This window comes from Pseudomonas gessardii (genome assembly GCF_001983165.1).
GTDB classification, from domain to species: Bacteria; Pseudomonadota; Gammaproteobacteria; order Pseudomonadales; family Pseudomonadaceae; genus Aquipseudomonas; species Aquipseudomonas gessardii.
Genome location: NZ_MNPU01000019.1, coordinates 89,642 through 106,031, shown reverse-complemented (window position 1 = coordinate 106,031; position 16,390 = coordinate 89,642). Strand labels below are relative to the sequence as shown.

General features: G+C 60.8%; 15 protein-coding genes and 1 pseudogene. 10 read left to right on the top strand and 6 right to left on the bottom strand.

Annotated features, from left to right (window positions below; translation table 11 throughout):
• Positions 1-258 precede the first annotated feature (258 nt).
• Both BLL38_RS15345 and BLL38_RS15340 read right to left on the bottom strand, forming a co-directional pair.
• Positions 259-1,323, bottom strand: a complete 1,065-nt coding sequence (locus tag BLL38_RS15345; protein ID WP_076963312.1) for an FUSC family protein — start codon at positions 1,321-1,323, stop codon at positions 259-261.
• Between the two features lie 157 nt (positions 1,324-1,480).
• Positions 1,481-3,106 carry an NADP-dependent glyceraldehyde-3-phosphate dehydrogenase gene (locus BLL38_RS15340; protein ID WP_076963311.1) on the bottom strand — a complete coding sequence of 542 codons (1,626 nt, stop codon included), beginning with the start codon at positions 3,104-3,106 and terminating at the stop codon, positions 1,481-1,483.
• Positions 3,107-3,246: 140 nt separating this feature from the next.
• Here BLL38_RS15340 and BLL38_RS15335 point away from each other — a divergent pair, with 140 nt between their 5' ends.
• Positions 3,247-4,113 carry a Dyp-type peroxidase gene (locus BLL38_RS15335; RefSeq protein WP_076963310.1) on the top strand — a complete coding sequence of 289 codons (867 nt, stop codon included), beginning with the start codon at positions 3,247-3,249 and terminating at the stop codon, positions 4,111-4,113.
• Positions 4,114-4,150: 37 nt separating this feature from the next.
• Here the strand turns inward: BLL38_RS15335 and BLL38_RS15330 are convergent, their stop codons facing one another.
• Positions 4,151-4,672 (bottom strand): DUF3087 domain-containing protein, encoded by a 522-nt coding sequence (locus BLL38_RS15330; protein ID WP_076963309.1) that lies wholly within the window; start codon positions 4,670-4,672, stop codon positions 4,151-4,153.
• A gap of 99 nt (positions 4,673-4,771) precedes the next feature.
• Positions 4,772-5,014: a DUF6555 family protein gene (locus BLL38_RS15325; protein ID WP_076963308.1), complete on the bottom strand. Its 243-nt coding sequence runs from the start codon at positions 5,012-5,014 to the stop codon at positions 4,772-4,774.
• A 160-nt stretch (positions 5,015-5,174) separates the two neighbouring features.
• Between BLL38_RS15325 and BLL38_RS15320 the strand changes: the two genes are divergently transcribed.
• The 5 genes from BLL38_RS15320 to BLL38_RS15300 all read left to right on the top strand — a co-directional run bounded on the left by BLL38_RS15320 (position 5,175) and on the right by BLL38_RS15300 (position 10,119).
• Entirely contained in the window at positions 5,175-6,008 is an 834-nt protein-coding gene (locus tag BLL38_RS15320; RefSeq protein ID WP_076963307.1) for an arylamine N-acetyltransferase family protein, read from the top strand.
• A 149-nt stretch (positions 6,009-6,157) separates the two neighbouring features.
• A complete protein-coding gene (locus BLL38_RS15315) occupies positions 6,158-6,910 on the top strand; it encodes an outer membrane beta-barrel protein (RefSeq protein ID WP_076963306.1) in 753 nt (250 codons plus the stop codon).
• Between the two features lie 154 nt (positions 6,911-7,064).
• A complete protein-coding gene (locus BLL38_RS15310) occupies positions 7,065-7,433 on the top strand; it encodes a c-type cytochrome (RefSeq protein ID WP_076963305.1) in 369 nt (122 codons plus the stop codon).
• Positions 7,434-7,510: 77 nt separating this feature from the next.
• Positions 7,511-8,839 (top strand): D-arabinono-1,4-lactone oxidase, encoded by a 1,329-nt coding sequence (locus BLL38_RS15305; RefSeq protein WP_162493900.1) that lies wholly within the window; start codon positions 7,511-7,513, stop codon positions 8,837-8,839.
• A 68-nt stretch (positions 8,840-8,907) separates the two neighbouring features.
• Positions 8,908-10,119, top strand: coding sequence for a DSD1 family PLP-dependent enzyme (locus BLL38_RS15300; protein ID WP_162493901.1), 1,212 nt, complete (start codon positions 8,908-8,910; stop codon positions 10,117-10,119).
• Between the two features lie 13 nt (positions 10,120-10,132).
• Here the strand turns inward: BLL38_RS15300 and BLL38_RS15295 are convergent.
• A pseudogene (locus BLL38_RS15295) lies at positions 10,133-10,396 on the bottom strand (transporter); the annotation flags it as partial.
• A 244-nt stretch (positions 10,397-10,640) separates the two neighbouring features.
• Between BLL38_RS15295 and BLL38_RS15290 the strand changes: the two are divergent.
• A complete protein-coding gene (locus BLL38_RS15290) occupies positions 10,641-11,678 on the top strand; it encodes an AraC family transcriptional regulator (protein ID WP_076963302.1) in 1,038 nt (345 codons plus the stop codon).
• Positions 11,679-11,741: 63 nt separating this feature from the next.
• On the opposite strand, the gene BLL38_RS15285 is transcribed toward BLL38_RS15290, so the two are convergent.
• Complete coding sequence (locus BLL38_RS15285) at positions 11,742-12,257, bottom strand: Hcp family type VI secretion system effector (protein ID WP_076963301.1); 516 nt, start codon at positions 12,255-12,257, stop codon at positions 11,742-11,744.
• A gap of 544 nt (positions 12,258-12,801) precedes the next feature.
• On the opposite strand from BLL38_RS15285, the gene tssA reads away from it, so the two are divergent.
• Genes tssA through tssC form a run of 3 tightly spaced genes read left to right on the top strand, consistent with a single transcriptional unit; the run spans position 12,802 to position 16,387 of the window.
• Positions 12,802-14,355 (top strand): type VI secretion system protein TssA, encoded by a 1,554-nt coding sequence (gene tssA / locus BLL38_RS15280; RefSeq protein ID WP_076963300.1) that lies wholly within the window; start codon positions 12,802-12,804, stop codon positions 14,353-14,355.
• Positions 14,356-14,386: 31 nt separating this feature from the next.
• Positions 14,387-14,884 carry a type VI secretion system contractile sheath small subunit gene (gene tssB, locus BLL38_RS15275; RefSeq protein WP_076963299.1) on the top strand — a complete coding sequence of 166 codons (498 nt, stop codon included), beginning with the start codon at positions 14,387-14,389 and terminating at the stop codon, positions 14,882-14,884.
• Positions 14,885-14,911: 27 nt separating this feature from the next.
• Positions 14,912-16,387: a type VI secretion system contractile sheath large subunit gene (tssC, locus tag BLL38_RS15270; RefSeq protein WP_076963298.1), complete on the top strand. Its 1,476-nt coding sequence runs from the start codon at positions 14,912-14,914 to the stop codon at positions 16,385-16,387.
• The last annotated feature ends 3 nt before the right edge of the window (positions 16,388-16,390 follow it).

Genomic DNA, 16,390 nt, shown 5'->3' with positions numbered 1-16,390 from the left:
CCTCTGGCTAACACTTCCCCTTGCCGGGTGTGTAGAGGACTTTCACCTCCCAGTCACCAGCGTGGCCACCACAGCCAAGCTGGTTGCGCTTGCGCGCAACGCGCCATGCCTGGCGCACCAAAAAAAAGCCCGCTGGGGCGGCGGGCTTGATATGCAACGTTTGTAACGGATGAGGCTTCACCCTACGTCTGTGGATGTGAATAAATCGTGAAAAAACTGTAAGAAAAATAGGGTATCCGTGTTTTTGTGTAAAACGCTTCAGATCTTCCACGCCTTGGCGCTGTTCGCCAATCGTGCGTGCATCGCGTCGACGTTTGCCGCCAGTTGCGCGGTCAATAACCGATAGCCGTCCAGCGCACTGTGTACCGGGGCCTCCAGCGGGGCCTGGGGCTCAGGCGCAGCAATACGGGTGCGCTCCAACCGCTGCGTGGCACCCGATTGCAGGGCGCGCGCCATCCCGATCAACTGCACGTGAATCTGCCGATGCTGGGTCTTGAGCGCCAATTGCAAGCGCGCCATGGCTTGTTCATCCCGTGGATCAGGGCGGGTATTGCCGAGAATTTCCAGGGTGCTGATGCACATGCGCAGATGGCGTTGGATCGCATCCAGCTCGGTCATGGAAATCCGCACCTCCTTGGACACCGAAGGCATCAGCGAACGCAGTTGCAACATGGCCGCATTCAAGCGATTGAGCCGCTTGAGATGTTCATCATCGGTGACTGACTGGCCGCTGATGATCCGGCTGTAGATAGCGGCGCAGTCGCGCAGCGCACTGGCCAGGTTGTAGCGCCAGGAGTACACCGCATACAGCGGCAGGGCGAAGGAAAACGCCAGGGCCAGGGCGATGCCGATCAGAATGTCGACGGTACGCCACAGGCCATCGGACAGCGGGTTATCGCCGTGGCCGGCGACGATAAACACGGTGATCCCCGACAGCAGCGCGGTGTACCCACCCTTGCCGATGGCGTGATAGGAAAAGAAGCCGCACACCACTGACATCAACAGGTAGGTCAGCAAGGGTTGGCCGAGGTAAGCCTGTTGCGCCACCAGCAACAGGCCGACACTGGCCCCGATCAGCGTACCGTAGGCCCGCTCCACGGCTTTCTTGCCGATATTGCCGTGGTGCTGCAGGCCACCAATCACCACCAGCATGGTCACCGACGCCCATTCGCCATGGGGTAGGTTGAGACCGGTGGTGAGCAGGATGGTCGCGAGCAGGCCGATGGAAACCCGTATGGCGTGGATCAGTTTGGCATGGCGATAGCGGCGATAGGGGTCGAGCAGTGGCCGCAACAGGCGACGGGCGAAGGGCGGCAGATTCATCGGGATTAAGAAGGCCTCATCTTTAGATGTTATGCGGGTCCAGTGTGGGAGCGGGCTTGCTCGCGATCGCGGAGTGTCAGCCAACAAATCTGGTGCTGATACACCGCGATCGCGAGCAAGCCCGCTCCCACACAGCCCGTTCCTACATGGGAGCAGTTTAGAAAATATAGTCGGTGGTCAGGAAGCTCGACGCCCGGTCCCGAATGATATCGCTGATCAGCGCTTTGTTGCTGTCCTGGAACTTGGTGGCCACCAGGGTGCGGATCGAGAACACCCGCAGGGCGTCATGCACCGACAAGGTGCCCTCGGCCGAGTTCTTGCGGCCATTGAACGGGAAGGTGTCGGGGCCGCGCTGGCATTGGGCGTTGATATTGATTCGGCCCACCTGGTTGGCAAAGGTGTCCACCAGGCGCCCGATTTGCGCCGGGTCAGTGCCGAAGAGGCTCAACTGTTGGCCGAAATCCGACTCCAGGACGTAGTCGATCACCGTGTCCAGGTCGCGGTAGGGCACGATGGGGACCACCGGGCCGAACTGTTCCTCGTGATACACGCGCATCTGCGGGTTCACCGGGTACAGCACCGCCGGGTAGAAGAAGGAGCCACGGCTGGCGCCGCCATTGGCATTCACCACCTTGGCCCCCTGTTGTTCGGCATCGGCCACCAGGCCGTTGAGGTAGTCCACCTTGCCCACTTCCGGCAACGGCGTCAGCGCCACACCGTCTTCCCAGGGCATGCCCGGCTTGAGGGTGGCCAGTTTGTGGTTGAATTTCTCGATGAAACGCTCGACCACGGCCTCATGCACAAACAGGATTTTCAACGCGGTGCAGCGCTGGCCGTTGAAGGACAGCGAGCCGGTGAGGGCCTCGTTGACGGCGTTATCCAGGTCGACCTCAGGCAGTACGATGCCGGGGTTTTTCGCATCCAGCCCCAGGGCCGCACGCAGGCGATGGGGGCGCGGGTGCAGCTTTTTCAAATCACTGGCCGCCTTGTTGGTGCCGATAAACGCAAAGATATCCACCTTGCCGCTGGCCATCAGCGCGCTGACGGTCTCGCGGCCACTGCCATAGATCACGTTGATAACCCCGGCTGGGAAGCTGTCGCGGAAGGCTTCCAGCAGCGGGCGGATCAACAGCACGCCGAGCTTGGCCGGCTTGAACACCACGGTGTTGCCCATGATCAGCGCCGGGATCAGTGTGGTGAAGGTTTCGTTGAGCGGGTAATTGTAGGGGCCCATGCACAGCGCCACGCCCATGGGCACACGACGGATCTGCCCCAGGGTGTCCTGTTCCAGCTCGAAGCGGCTGGAGCGGCGGTCCAGTTCCTTGAGGGCATTGATGGTGTCGGTGATGTAGTCGCAGGTGCGGTCGAATTCTTTCTGCGAGTCCTTGAGGTTCTTGCCGATTTCCCACATCAGCAGTTTCACCACGGCATCGCGCTGTTCGCGCATGCGCCGCAAAAACGCCTCGACATGTTGGATCCGCTCGACCACCCGCATCGTAGGCCACTGGCCCTGGCCCCGATCATAGGCCCGCACCGCGGCATCGAGGGCGAGCAGGGCGGTTTCGGCATCCAGCAGGGGCGTGCTGCCGATTATCACTGGCGTGTCGCCGTCAGCGCCCGCCAACTGGACCGGGCTGCGCACCTGGGCCAAGGGGCCGTTCCAGGTGCGCAACTGGCCATCGACCAGATAGTCGCGCTGTTCGATGGGGGCGGCGAGGCGAAATTGCTCGGGAATGTCGTTGGCGGTGGGAAACAGATTGGCAAGCAGGTGAGTGGTGGTCATGTCGCTACCCCTGGAGTGGTTGCACAGCGTGGGTCAGAGATTCCCCCATCCGAGGGCTCTGTTGCAAGGCTTACACGTATTTCCCTACGCACCGTGGGGCTGTGCCGGGTAAACTACGCGGCTTTCTTGAAGGAGTTCATATGAGTCAGTACCAGCCGGGCATTCTTGCCGCACCGGTGCCGTTGCAGGCACGCCATCTGTTTTTTGCCATCGAATCCATTGACGCCGTGCCGGCAGCGCTGGATGCGCTGGTGCAACTGGTCGACTCGGCAGGGGTGGTGGGCTTGGGTGAACCGCTGGTCAAGGCCCTTGGCGCGCAGGTCGACGGGCTGCGCAGTTTCCCGCCTATCTCGGCGCCTGGTGCCGACAACCCATCCACCCAGCAGGCGTTGTGGTGCTGGCTGCATGGCGCAGACCGTGGTGAATTGCTGCTGCGCAGCCGGGCTTTTGAGAAAGCCCTGGCGCCGGCTTTTCGCCTGGTGCAGATGACCGAAGGTTTCCGCTACAAGAGCGGCTTTGACCTGACCGACTACGAAGACGGCACCGAAAACCCCCGCGACGATGCCGCCGTCCAAGCCGCCGTTGCCGACAGCGGCGCCAGCTTTGCCGCGATCCAGCAATGGCAGCACGACCTGGACGGTTTCGCCGCCTTGCCGGCCCAGGAGCGCGACCACATCATCGGGCGTCGCCATGGCGATAACGAAGAGCTGGAGGACGCCCCCGAGTCTGCCCACGTCAAGCGCACCGCCCAGGAGAGCTTCGCCCCCGAAGCCTTTGTGGTGCGCCGCTCGATGCCCTGGGCCGAAAATGGCCAGGCGGGGTTGATGTTCCTCGCATTCGGCCATTCCTTTGATGCCTTCGAGGCCCAGTTGCGCCGCATGAGTGGCCTGGAAGACGGGATTGTCGATGGCCTGTACCGCATCAGCACGCCGCTGACCGGTGGTTACTACTGGTGCCCGCCGCTCAAGGACGGGCATCTGGACCTGGGCGTGCTCTTCGCCGCCTGAGCCCTTTGCCGGAGCCCGCAAGCGGGCTCCTGTCACCTCAGGTGTCGCTCATGGCCTTCAACCACGCCGGGTCCAGGCGCGTTTGCTCAGTTTCGATTCCCTGCGCCTTCATCTGTGCCTGGTGTTCTTGGATTTCCCTGACCAGTTGCGCCTGTGCGCTGGAATTGGCATCCAACTCGTGCATCTGCGTCAGCCCCAGGTGGTAGAACCGCAGCAGCTTCAGCGCCGCCGGATTGTTGGCCTGTACCCGCTCGGTGACCTTGTGCATGACGTTGGTCACCCGCATCAGGTTGCGCTTGAGCTGCCAGCCATAGACCGCGGGGGCCAGCCAGGCTTGTGACCAGAACGGGCCGCGGACCAGGGCGATGGTCAGGACCACGCCCGCCACCACACCGCCGATATTGAAGCGAAAGTTGTCGCCGCCGGGCTCGCCAAACAGCATCACCGCCAGGCTCGACAGCAGCATGGCCAGGGCGATGAAGATCACCGCGACGATCAGCGTGCTGCGGCGTGTCTGCTGGCGATAGGTTTGCGGATCGACAGGTTTGATCTCGAACATGCGGGATGCAGTCTCCATAAGCCAAGTAGGGGTATTGCGCGGCGCGGCATCTTCTCATGATTTGTGGCGGGGGGTGAGAAGAAACCAGGCCGCCAATGCCTACAAGTGCTTGGGGGCGATCCAGGTAACGTCAGTGATGCCGTATTTCTCCGCCCATGGCCGGGTGGTTTTTTTGGTGCGCTCATGACCAGGACGCCCAATGCGCCCGACGTGGGCCACCCCGGCGTCACAGCTAGCCCAGTGCCATGCCTCTGCGTTATTCATGACCTCCGCCCGCACCACAAAGGACTTGGGTTGGCCATGCAGCCTGTAGTGGATGGTGTAGATCGTTGCCGTGCCCATATTGCCTCCCTGTTTTGTTATGGAATGGATGCGGATTGATTCAGAAAGGTTCAGAAAGTTTGTGCTGCATTCTTGCAATCTATTGCCACAGATCAGTATTGGCAGCGACGACGGTTACAGGTATTAGTGAAGCCTTCGCCCTGCGCCCAAGGATCGCGTCATGCTCAAGGATTCTTCCCGCCTGACCCACAGCCGCCTGTACCTGCAACGCCTGGGTTACGACACGCCGCCAGCACCAACCCTGGAGACCCTGGCGCAGTTGCAGTTGCGTCATGTCTGTACCTTCGCCTTTGAAAACCTCTCGGTCCTGTCACAGTTGCCGGTGCCCCTGGACTTGGCCAGCATCGAGCAGAAAGTCCTGTTCGATGGGCGGGGCGGCTATTGCTACGAACTGAACCAGATGTTCCTGGCGTTGTTGCAAGAGCTGGGCTTTGATGCCCGCGGCATCACCGGCCGCGTGGTGATCGGTGGGCCGCCCGATGCGCATACCTCACGCACCCATCGCCTGGCCCTGGTGACCCTGGCGGGTGTGCGCTACATCAGCGATGTCGCCTTTGGTGGTATGGTGCCAAGCAGCCCATTGCAACTGGATAACCTGGCGCCCCAGGCCACGGCCCATGAACCCTATCGCCTGACCTTGAACGACGCCAGCTACACCCTGTGGGCCCAGGTCGGCGAGGAGTGGCGCGGGCTGTACGTGTTCGACCTGCAGTCGCAGTCGCACTTCGACTATGAAGTCGGCAACTGGTATGTCTCCACGCATCCCGACTCGCCATTTGTGAACCACTTGAAAGTGGCGCTGGTCGGGCCTGGGCTGCGGCGTACCCTGAACAACGGCCACTATGCGATTCATTACCTGGGCCGCGACAGCGAGAAGCACAGGATTACGGACGTGGATGAGCTGTTGGCCTTGCTGCGCGAAGCCTTTGCTTTACGTGTCCCCGATTACCCGCCACTGCGCGCGAAACTGGCGCAACTGTTGGCCGATAGCTGATGGACCGGCTCCAGGAGGCTTGATCCAGAGCCTTCACTGAAGCGTTTTACCTCCGTTTGACCGAGCAAATTAAATCGAACCTTTCGCAAAACGGGGGGCTCGAACCGATTCCTGAATAATTTGCCCACCCAAGAAGGAGATGTAAGACGATGTCCAAGCAATTCGGAAAATTCCTCAAGAGTTCCTCGCTCCTGGCCCTGGTTGCCGCACCGGCCATGGTATTTGCTGCACCGCCCACCGATCCGATTTCCACGTTCGGTATCCTGGGCAGCTACAACGACTTCAAGCTCGAAGGCGGCAGTGAAAGCGACAAGGACCAGATGCCGCAAGCGGGCCTGTTCTATAACTTCGGCAACAAGCTGACCGCCGAATCCGGCTTTATCTACCAGGCTGGCGTGGACGCCAAGTTCGGCAAGAAAAGCGACAACAAGCTCAAGGAAGGCCAGGCCGACCTCGACCTGGGTTGGCGCGCCGCGCTGGATGCGCGCAATTTTGTCGATGTACTGGTCGGTGGTGGCTACAACTGGACCCGCTACGAGCCGGAGTCCGGCGACTACGACATGCAACTCACCAGCAAGTCGCCGTTTGCCAAGGCCGCCCTGGGTTACAACCATCAGTTCGACAGCATGACCCTGCGCGTCGAAGCAGGCGCCCGCTATACCCTCGATGGCCGCGCCAAGCTCAAGGTCGACGGCATTGGCAGCGACACCGTGGACCTCAAGGACCGCACCAACCCCTACGCCGAAGTCAGCCTGCTGATGAACCAGAACGGCGACCTGCCGGTGATGGCGGGCCTGTATTACACCCGTACCGAATACAAGCTTGATGCGGACTCCGAAGTGGCCGATAACACCAAGCTCAAGCGCGACGAGTACGGCTTCAAGGTCGGCCTGGCGTTCTAAGCCGCCTGCTGCAGGCGCCGGCGTTCTGTCATGGATCGCCGGTCGTCCAACCCTGTCCGCCCAAGCCCCCCTTTGTGTCCCCCAATACCCTCAACGCCGCGGCCCTGCTGACTTAGTGTGAACCCAGCTGTTCACACCACAAGAGAGGCTGGCTATGTGGTCTATGACCCCCCGCCGCATGGGTTTGCTCCTGGCCTTGCCGGGCCTGCTGGCAGCCTGTGACGACAAACTGCAACATCCCCCGCAGCCTGCCACGGCAAGCCGTGCCATGCCTGGCGACCCGGCACTGGCCCGGGTCTACGACACCAGTTGCAAACTGTGTCACGCCAACCCGGCATCCGGCGCACCACTGACCGGCGATAGCCAGGCCTGGCGCCCCCGCGTTGCCCAGGGCGCGGACACGCTGCTGGACCATACCCTCAACGGCTACAACGGCATGCCGCCGATGGGCCTGTGCATGCAGTGCTCCGAGGAGCAATTCCTGGGGCTGATCAGTTTTATGGCCGGTACTCACATCCAATAACAACAATGGAGTAGGTGATGGTGCTTTCACGCAGGCAACTGTTGCAGCGCTCGGCCGCAGCCGGCGCATTTCTGGCAATCAGCAGCACCCCGGCGCTGGCCCAGTTGGCCCGGGCGCCGCGCTTGATCCCCTGGCGCAACTGGTCGGGTGCACAACAGTGCCTGCCCCTTGAACGGTTGGCACCCAGGGACCTGGATGAGTTGGTGCAGGTCATTCGCCAGGCGCCGGGCAAGATCCGCCCGGTGGGGGCGGGCCATTCGTTCAGTGCCTTGGTCCCGACCGATGGCACGCTACTGTCGCTGAGTTTTTTCAATGGTTTGCTCGATCACGACCCCGGCAGCCTGCAAGCCACCTTCGCCGCCGGTACGCCCATGTCCCGCATGGGGCCGGCGCTCAAGGCGATCGGCCAGGCACTGCCGAACATGGCAGACATCGACTACCAGACCCTGGCCGGTGCCATTTCCACCTCGACCCATGGCACCGGAGTCGGCTTTACCTCGTATTCGGCCGGTGTCACCGGCCTGCAACTGGTGACGGCCCAGGGCGAAGTGCTCGATTGCGATGCCGAGCGTGAGCGCGAGGTGTTCAACGCCGCAAGGGTGTCGCTGGGTGCGCTCGGCGTGAGTACCCGCGTGCGTCTGCAAAACCGCACGCCTTACCGCCTGCGGGAGCGCCAATGGATTGCCCGCACCGAGGAATTGTTGGAGGACGTGGCGAACACCACCCGGGAGAACCAGCACTGGGAGATGCTGGTGGTGACCCATTCCGACTATGCCTTGTCCATCGCCCTTAACGAAACCACCGATGCCCCGACCCCGCCAATCGACCCGGCAGAGGCGGGGGGCAATGAGTTCGTGTCGATTATCGAAAACCTCGATAAGTATGCCAGCGACTTTCCCGAAACGCGCCGCACGCTGCTCAACAGCCTGCGCTATTTCGCCCGTTTCCAGGATCGGGTGGCCGAATCGTTCGAGGTCTACGCCAACGTGCGCAATGTGCGTTTCAACGAGATGGAGTATTCGCTGCCCGCCGAACATGGCCCGGCCTGCCTGCGGGAAATCCTCAAGCTGATCCGCGACCAGGGTTTGCGCACCTGGTTTCCCATCGAGTATCGCTACGTCAAGGCTGACGATATTCCCCTGAGCATGTTTGAAGGCCGCGACAGCTGTTCGATCTCGGTGCACCAGCACTACACCATGGACCATCACAACGTCTTCGCCGCCGTCGAGCCGATCTTCTGGAAATACGCCGGTCGGCCGCACTGGGGCAAACTGCATAGCCTCAATGCCCGCGCCTTGCAGGCCCTGTATCCACGCTGGCAGGAGTTCGCGCGGGTGCGCCAGGCCCTGGACCCCGGCGGCAAATTCCTCAATGCACACCTGTCATCAATCCTGGGAGTTGCCTGATGAACCGCAGACACTTCATGGCCGGCACCCTCGGCGCCGGTGCCTTGCTGGTGGCGGGCGCGGCGCTGTTGCGTCCGGCTGACCGGGGCTTGCCCTACAGCGAGTATTTTCGCCAGTTGAACCAGCAGCTCAAAGCCCATGGGCCGATGCGTCCGGTGTTGCTGATTGATCTGGATCGCCTGGATCACAACATCGACATCGTGATGCAGTCGGTCCAGCGCGCTGGCAAGCACCTACGGCTGGTGGAAAAATCCCTGCCTGCGCCGGGCCTGTTGGCCTACATCGCCAAGCGCGCCGGCACTCAGCGTCTGATGTCGTTTCACCAACCCTTTCTCAACCACGATGCCCGAGTGTTTCCCGACGCCGATATCCTGCTGGGCAAGCCGTTGCCGGTGCGTTCTGCCGAGCTGTTCTATCAAGGCCACCAAGGGCCATTCGACCCCGCCCGACAATTGCAGTGGCTGTTGGATACACCGCAGCGCCTGCAGCAATACCTGGCGCTGGCCCAGGGCCTGGGTACACGGCTGCGGATCAATATCGAACTGGATGTGGGCCTGCATCGCGGCGGTATCAGCGATAACGCGGGGTTGGGGCAAATGCTCGGGCTGATCAGCGCACATCCGCAGCACCTGGAGTTTGCGGGCTTCATGGGCTATGACCCGTTTGTCGGCATGGGCGTGCCGGGCATCCTTGGCTCGCCCCAGGCGTTGTTCGACAAGGTCATGCAGCGTTACAACGGCTTTGTTGACTTCACCTGCCAGCAATTTGCGCCCCTGTGGCGTGATGGCCTGACGCTCAATACCGCTGGCAGTCCCAGCTATCGGATGCATGAGCAGGAGCGGTTGAGTAGCGAAGTCTCGGTGGGCACGGCCATGCTCAAACCTACGCACTATGATTTGCCATCCCTCAGCGAGCATGTACCGGCGGCCTATATCGCCACGCCAGTGCTCAAAAGCACCGGCGTGGTCAATATCCCGGCGCTGGATGACAAGTCCCGGTTGCTGTCCTGGTGGGATCGCAACCAGCGCGCCACGTTCTTTATTTATGGCGGTCATTGGCTGGCCGATTTCGAGTCGCCCTCGGGGCTGCAAAGTAATGGCTTGTATGGTCGCAGCTCCAATCAGGAGATGGTCAATGGCTCGCCGGGGGTTGGCCTGGACGTCGACGACCAGGTGTTCTTGCGCCCGAGCCAGACGGAGTCGGTGCTTCTGCAATTTGGCGATTTGCTGGCGGTGCGCGGCGCCAGCATTGTCGAGCGCTGGCCGGTCTACACCGGCTGAAATAACGCCCCCCCTACAACGCAAACGGAATCGTCAGCTTGGCCCACACCATATCGCCTTGCGGCCGGTTCTCTACCTCAAACTCCTTGGCCCAGCGGATCTCTGCACTGGCGTACTTAAGAAAGGTGAAATACACCGCCGGACCAATCGCCAACACCTGGCCCCGCACACCGTCATCGACGTCTTCGCCATAAATATTGGTGACGGTGCGCCCGTATTGCCTATCGTCAGTCGTCTGCTTGAGGTAGTAGCCATTGATGCCCAGGCTTAAGTGGTCGGGGGGCAAGCGCACGGGTCGGATTCATGTCTGGGCTCATTATTATTGTTGGAGGGGGGCCTTCATCGGGGCCTTGCCCATAGAAATAAGCCCTTGGCGCCCCAGAGGGCAGGGTATTGGCGGCCACAGAGGGGGGCTTTGCCGGACACTGTTCATTCAGAGTGCGGCGAGCCTTGCAAGCACCTATGATTGTCGGGATGTTTCTAAAACAAGAACCGGGCAGACAGTCGGGAATCGCAGATCCATGCACCGCAAAACCGTTGATCCACACTATGAGCTGGCGCGGGTGTCGCCTTTTCTCCTGCAAACCCTGGGGCAGGTTGTGACGCAAAAAGGTGCGAATGCCGGGCATCTGTGTCGTGGCCTGGGGTTTACCCTGGCGGACCTGGACGACCCGGCGCTGCGCATCTCCTATCGCCAGGCCGTGGCGATGATCCAGCGTGCGCTCAAGGCCTTGCCGGACCAGGGGCTGGGCCTGTGTGTCGGCAATCAGAATGTGCTGGGCACCCTGGGCCTGCTGGGGCATGTCATCTCGTTGTGCAAGACCCTGCGCGATGCCTTTGCCGTGGGCGAGCGGCACCAACACACCTCTGGCGGCATCGCCACCTCACGCACCCATGAAGGTGCGCAGGAGGTCATGGTCGATGTCGAATGCCTGTTGCCCTATGCCGAAGTCCAGGTGTTTGCCGCCGAGGAGTTCTTTGCCAGCCTCATGGTCTACGGGCGGACCCTGGTGGGCAGCGAATTCAAGCCATTGCGCATGGAGTTCATGCACGCACCGCCGGTGTATGCCGCCGAGTACCCGCGCTTGTTCGGTGACGATGTGCGCTTTGGCTGCCTGCACAATCGCATGGTCCTGGAGGCCCGCTGGCTGGACGTGCAGTTGCCAAATCATCATGCCCTGGCCTTGCGCCAGGCCCTTGGCCTGCTGGAACTGGAAAGTGCCCAGCTGCACCGGAAAATGGACCTGATCCAGGCCGTGGAGCGGGCTATTTCCCGTGATTTACAGGGCAGTCAACTGGAAAAGGTCGCCAGTGACCTGAACATGAGCGGGCGCACCCTGCGCCGGCGCCTGACCGATCATGGGCTGACTTTTGAAGCGTTGCTGGAACAGGTACGTCGCGCCCGGACCATGGGGTTGCTGGGCAACCCTGGCCTGTCCATCGAGCGTATTACCCAAGAGGTGGGCTACAGTGACGTACGCAGCTTTCGCCGGGCGTTCAAGCGCTGGACGGGGCTCAGCCCCAGTGCGTTTCGGGGGGTGGCCACGGATTGGCATTGAACCCCGCTGCCCGTGGATCAAACGCTATCGCTGGTGGCGATGTCGTTTGATCCACGGCCGGGTTCAGCCGGCTACCGGGCTGCGCCAGTCGTCAGAGCCGGACGTGCCCGAGACCTCATGGGTCCAGACGATTTTACGGTAGGTGAAGTGCACATCCTCCAGGTGGGTGAAGTGTGCATTTGCCGGGTCCTGGCAATTGGGCATCCGTGACTGGATGTCCACGATGATCGCGTCTTCCAGTTCAATGGTGAAGTAATGCTCCTGGGTCCCGGCGGATGACGTGCGATACCACTCAAGGCGGCACTTGACCATTTCCCCCGATGTCAGCGCGCTGAACAACAGCGGTGAGGATTTATCGAACACCTTGCTGATCATCAGCGGCTTGTGTACCCGCTGGCCGGTGGGCTGGCCCGACTGTGGATCCCGGGGAATGATGACCTGGTGCTGGAATGCCTCGACCAGGATCTGGTCCTCGTGGCCTTCCTGATAGATATTGCCTACCGAATCCTGGGTGAATGTGCCTGCCGTGATCAGACCCTGCTTGGTGCCGGTGATCGAGAGGTATGCGGGTGTTGGCATGACGGGTTTCCTTGCCTGATAGATAAGTTTGCGCTGTTGGGCGCCATGGCTCACTAACAAAAAGTGTGCCGGATAACCGTCGCCTAATAAAATAAGGGCGTTGTTTAAGCGTGGGCGTGCAATGGCGCCTCGGTTGTATGTTTTTTTGCTCTTGAAGTTGAGTTTGTTTGCGCAGTAGTGCGCAATTAATTGCCCAGTGCGTATGTGTCGCGGTATTGAGAGCTCAGTATTTAGTTTAAGTGCAGCGTAATTGAAAAGACTGGGCAATTTTTTGCGCACGCCTGAATGAAGCCTCTTGTCTGCGGATGCGAGCGGCCTTGCGTGTTTCAAGGGCGCCCGTTGAGTAGGCTGACAAACAATGAATCAGCATTGTTTTTGTAGGAATCTCCTTAACTAGATCTGGGTGGCTTGCCCAATAAAATATTGCTGGCTATGGTTTGCACTTATCGCTACACGGAAATGGAATTCACTCAGTATAAGCTCGGTGTTTATATAGGTGTTCGCCATACTTTAATTGAGCATAACCAGCACAGTACGGCCCACCATGGTTTATCCAGACAAGCTTTCGGCTTATTACCTGGAACTTGCCCAGTCACCGATCTCGGCTGGCGGTTTTGCAGGGGAGGACATACGTTTTTCGGCGGGGTATGAAGCGCTGGAAAATGAGCTGGACAAGGCCCGGTCGATCCATGGCAACAGCCAGCCGGACTGGCAGGGTGTGAGGGACAAAAGCGAAGCCTTGTTGCGTCACGAGTCCAAGGATCTGCGGGTGGTTGCCTGGTTGACCTGGGCTTTGTATCAACGTGAATCCTTTCCTGGCCTGCTCGCCGGGCTCGGCATGTTGCGTGAACTCTGTGAGCACCACTGGGCGACGGTACACCCCATCAAGCTGCGTACCCGTATTGCGGCTTTTGCTTGGCTGGTGCAGCGTATTGAGCCGGCGCTGGCGCAGAGCTTTGCGCTCAAAGACCAGCGTTCCCTGTTCCAAGGCATGGCAGGGCACTTGGCACGCCTTGATGAGCTGTGGGTCGGGCACCTGGGGGATGATGCCCCGTTGCTACTGGCCGTTCGCAGGCAGCTCGAGGACAAGCTGCAACAGGCCCTGGAGAGTGACCCGCCGCCATCAGGCGTGAGCGGTGTGCTCGCCCAGGTCAAGCAGGTGGCAACCCAACTGCTGGCGCCTGAGCCGGTGGTGAACAATGAGAAAGACGTGCACAAGCTCTTGCGCACGCTGCAGGACAACGCTCGCCCCCTGTGCGCCTGGTGGTTGCGCCAGAACACCACTGACCTGCGGGCCTTGCGCTTGAACCGGACACTGACGTGGCTGGGGATCACCGCTCTTCCCGATAGCAACAGCGAACAGATAACGCCGTTGCGAGGGTTGGCGCCCGACAAGCTCAAGCGCTATCAGGAGCGTTTTGCCCAGGGGCATTACGCCGACCTGTTGCTGGAGCTTGAAGCCAGCCTGGCGAGCGCGCCTTTCTGGTTTGACGGTGTGCGCATGGTCTGGGAGTGCCTCCAGGCGCTACAGGCCGAGCTGGCGATGGTCGAGGTTGAGATTCAGTTCGCCTTGTTGTTGCAACGACTGCCCGGGGTTGCCCAGTTGCGTTTCCATGATGGCGCGCCCTTTGCCGATGCTGCCACCCGTGGGTGGATCGACACCCAAGTTAGCCACCACCTGCAAATCCGGGTGCCGGTCAGCACCCGTGCCAGTGCCGGCCCGGCGCCATGGGAGGAGGCCTTGCAGGCGATTGCTCCGCTGCTGCGCAAGGAAGGATTGAAGGCCGCTGTCCAGGCCTACAAAAACGCCATGCAGGCCGCTCGGGGGGAGCGCGCCCGGTTTTACTGGCGCCTTGGCCTGGCTCGGTTGTGTGTCCAGGGGGCCAAGCATGACTTGGCCAGGGTCCAGCTTGAACAGCTCGAACAGGAGCTTCAGCACTGCGGCCTGTATCGCTGGGAGCCTGACCTGACCCTTGAGGTGTTGCAACTGCTGTACGCCTGTTACGACGTATTGCCCCAGGGCCATGGCCTGCGCGAGCGCAAGGATGAGATCCATCGCAAGTTGTGCCAGGTCGATCTTGAAGCGGTACTCGAATAGGTTTTCCGTCATCACGCAAAGGAGAAACACCATGGCCAAAGAAGGTTCGGTCGCCCCCAAGGAACGTATCAACATCACGTTCAAGCCGGCCATAGGCGGTGCCCAGGAAGAGGTCGAGCTGCCCCTGAAGCTGCTGGTCCTGGGTGACTTCACTCAGCGCGAAGATACGCGCAAGGTTGAAGACCGCAAGCCCATCAGTATCGACAAGAACACCCTGGACGAGGTGCTGGCCAAGCAGGCCTTGAGCCTGTTGCTGAGTGTGCCCAATCGACTGCAGGAAACGGATGAAGCCGAGGAGTTGGCCGTCCAGGTGCGTATCAACGCCATGAAGGACTTCAATCCGGCGCATCTGGTCGAGCAGGTTCCGCAGTTGAAAAAACTGATGGCGCTGCGCGAGGCGCTGGTCGCGCTCAAAGGCCCCCTGGGTAACGCGCCGAGTTTTCGCAAGGCCATAGAAAACGCCCTGGCCGATGAGCAGTCCCGTGCGCGGGTATTGGCCGAACTGGGGCTGAACAGCCCTGCCGCATGATCTTCTCAGTAAAAGGACACTGATCGCATGACCACGAGCCCGACCGCCCACGCAACCCCCCTGGATACCGAATACAGCATTCTCGACGACATCATCGCCCAGACCCGCCTGACGGCCGATGATGAAACCTACGGCATCGCCCGGCGCGGTGTCTCGGCCTTTATCGAGGAATTGATCAAGCCCCAAAACCGAGGCGAGCCCGTCAAGAAGCAACTGGTGGACCGGATGATCGCCGAGATCGATACCAAGCTCAGCCGGCAAATGGATGAAATCCTCCATCATCCTGAATTCCAGGCACTGGAGTCGGCGTGGCGTGGCCTGCAACTGCTGGTGGACCGCACCGACTTCCGGGAAAACATCAAGATCGAGCTGCTCAACGTCTCACGCCAAGACCTGCTGGATGATTTCGAGGACTCGCCGGAGGTCGTCCAGTCCGGGCTCTACAAACATACCTACAGTGCCGAATACGGTCAGTTCGGCGGTCAGCCCGTCGGCGCGATCATTGCCAATTACTTCCTTTCACCCAGCGCACCCGACGTCAAGCTGATGCAGTACGTGTCCAGCGTCGCCTGCATGGCCCATGCGCCGTTCATTGCCGCCGCCGGGCCTGGTTTTTTCGGGCTGGAGAGCTTTACCGGCCTGCCAGACCTGAAGGACCTGAAAGACCACTTTGAAGGGCCGCAATTTGCCAAGTGGCAGAGCTTCCGCCAGAGCGAAGATGCCCGCTACGTTGCCTTGACGGTGCCACGCTTTCTCCTGCGAACGCCCTACGACCCGGTGGATTGCCCGGTCAAGACCTTCTCCTATAGCGAACATGTGGTCAGCAGCCACGAACATTATCTGTGGGGCAACACCGCCTATGCCTTTGCCACGCGCTTGACTGACAGCTTTGCGCGCTTTCGTTGGTGCCCCAACATCATCGGCCCGCAAAGCGGGGGCACGGTGGAAGACCTGCCGCTGCACCATTTCCAGAGCATGGGCGAAATCGAAACCAAGATCCCCACCGAAGTGCTGGTCTCCGATCGGCGCGAATACGAGTTGGCGCAGGAGGGCTTTATCGCCCTGACGATGCGCAAGGGCAGCGACAATGCCGCGTTCTTTTCCGCCAGTTCCGTGCAGAAACCCAAGCGCTTCGGGATCAGCGCCGAGGGCAAGGCGGCCGAGTTGAATTACCGGCTCGGCACACAACTGCCCTACATGATGATCGTCAACCGCCTGGCGCACTACTTGAAAGTCCTGCAACGCGAGCAACTGGGTTCGTGGAAGGAGCGCACCGACCTGGAACTGGAACTCAACAAATGGATTCGCCAGTACGTGGCCGACCAGGAGAACCCCAGCGCCGAGGTGCGGGGGCGGCGTCCGCTACGCTCGGCACGGGTTGTCGTCAGTGATGTAGACGGCGAGCCAGGCTGGTATCGCATCAGCCTCAGCGTCCGCCCTCATTTCAAGTACATGGGGGCGGATTTCACCCTGTTCCTGGTTGGCAAGCTCGATAAAGAATGAGCC

Excerpts from the sequence above, each read along its gene's own strand:
- BLL38_RS15345 (WP_076963312.1), bottom strand. The coding sequence starts at position 1,323 with ATGAATCTGCCGCCCTTCGCCCGTCGCCTGTTGCGGCCACTGCTCGAC.
- BLL38_RS15340 (WP_076963311.1), bottom strand. The coding sequence starts at position 3,106 with ATGACCACCACTCACCTGCTTGCCAATCTGTTTCCCACCGCCAACGAC.
- BLL38_RS15335 (WP_076963310.1), top strand. The coding sequence starts at position 3,247 with ATGAGTCAGTACCAGCCGGGCATTCTTGCCGCACCGGTGCCGTTGCAG.
- BLL38_RS15330 (WP_076963309.1), bottom strand. The coding sequence starts at position 4,672 with ATGTTCGAGATCAAACCTGTCGATCCGCAAACCTATCGCCAGCAGACA.
- BLL38_RS15325 (WP_076963308.1), bottom strand. The coding sequence starts at position 5,014 with ATGGGCACGGCAACGATCTACACCATCCACTACAGGCTGCATGGCCAA.
- BLL38_RS15320 (WP_076963307.1), top strand. The coding sequence starts at position 5,175 with ATGCTCAAGGATTCTTCCCGCCTGACCCACAGCCGCCTGTACCTGCAA.
- BLL38_RS15315 (WP_076963306.1), top strand. The coding sequence starts at position 6,158 with ATGTCCAAGCAATTCGGAAAATTCCTCAAGAGTTCCTCGCTCCTGGCC.
- BLL38_RS15310 (WP_076963305.1), top strand. The coding sequence starts at position 7,065 with ATGTGGTCTATGACCCCCCGCCGCATGGGTTTGCTCCTGGCCTTGCCG.
- BLL38_RS15290 (WP_076963302.1), top strand. The coding sequence starts at position 10,641 with ATGCACCGCAAAACCGTTGATCCACACTATGAGCTGGCGCGGGTGTCG.
- BLL38_RS15285 (WP_076963301.1), bottom strand. The coding sequence starts at position 12,257 with ATGCCAACACCCGCATACCTCTCGATCACCGGCACCAAGCAGGGTCTG.
- tssA (WP_076963300.1), top strand. The coding sequence starts at position 12,802 with ATGGTTTATCCAGACAAGCTTTCGGCTTATTACCTGGAACTTGCCCAG.
- tssB (WP_076963299.1), top strand. The coding sequence starts at position 14,387 with ATGGCCAAAGAAGGTTCGGTCGCCCCCAAGGAACGTATCAACATCACG.
- tssC (WP_076963298.1), top strand. The coding sequence starts at position 14,912 with ATGACCACGAGCCCGACCGCCCACGCAACCCCCCTGGATACCGAATAC.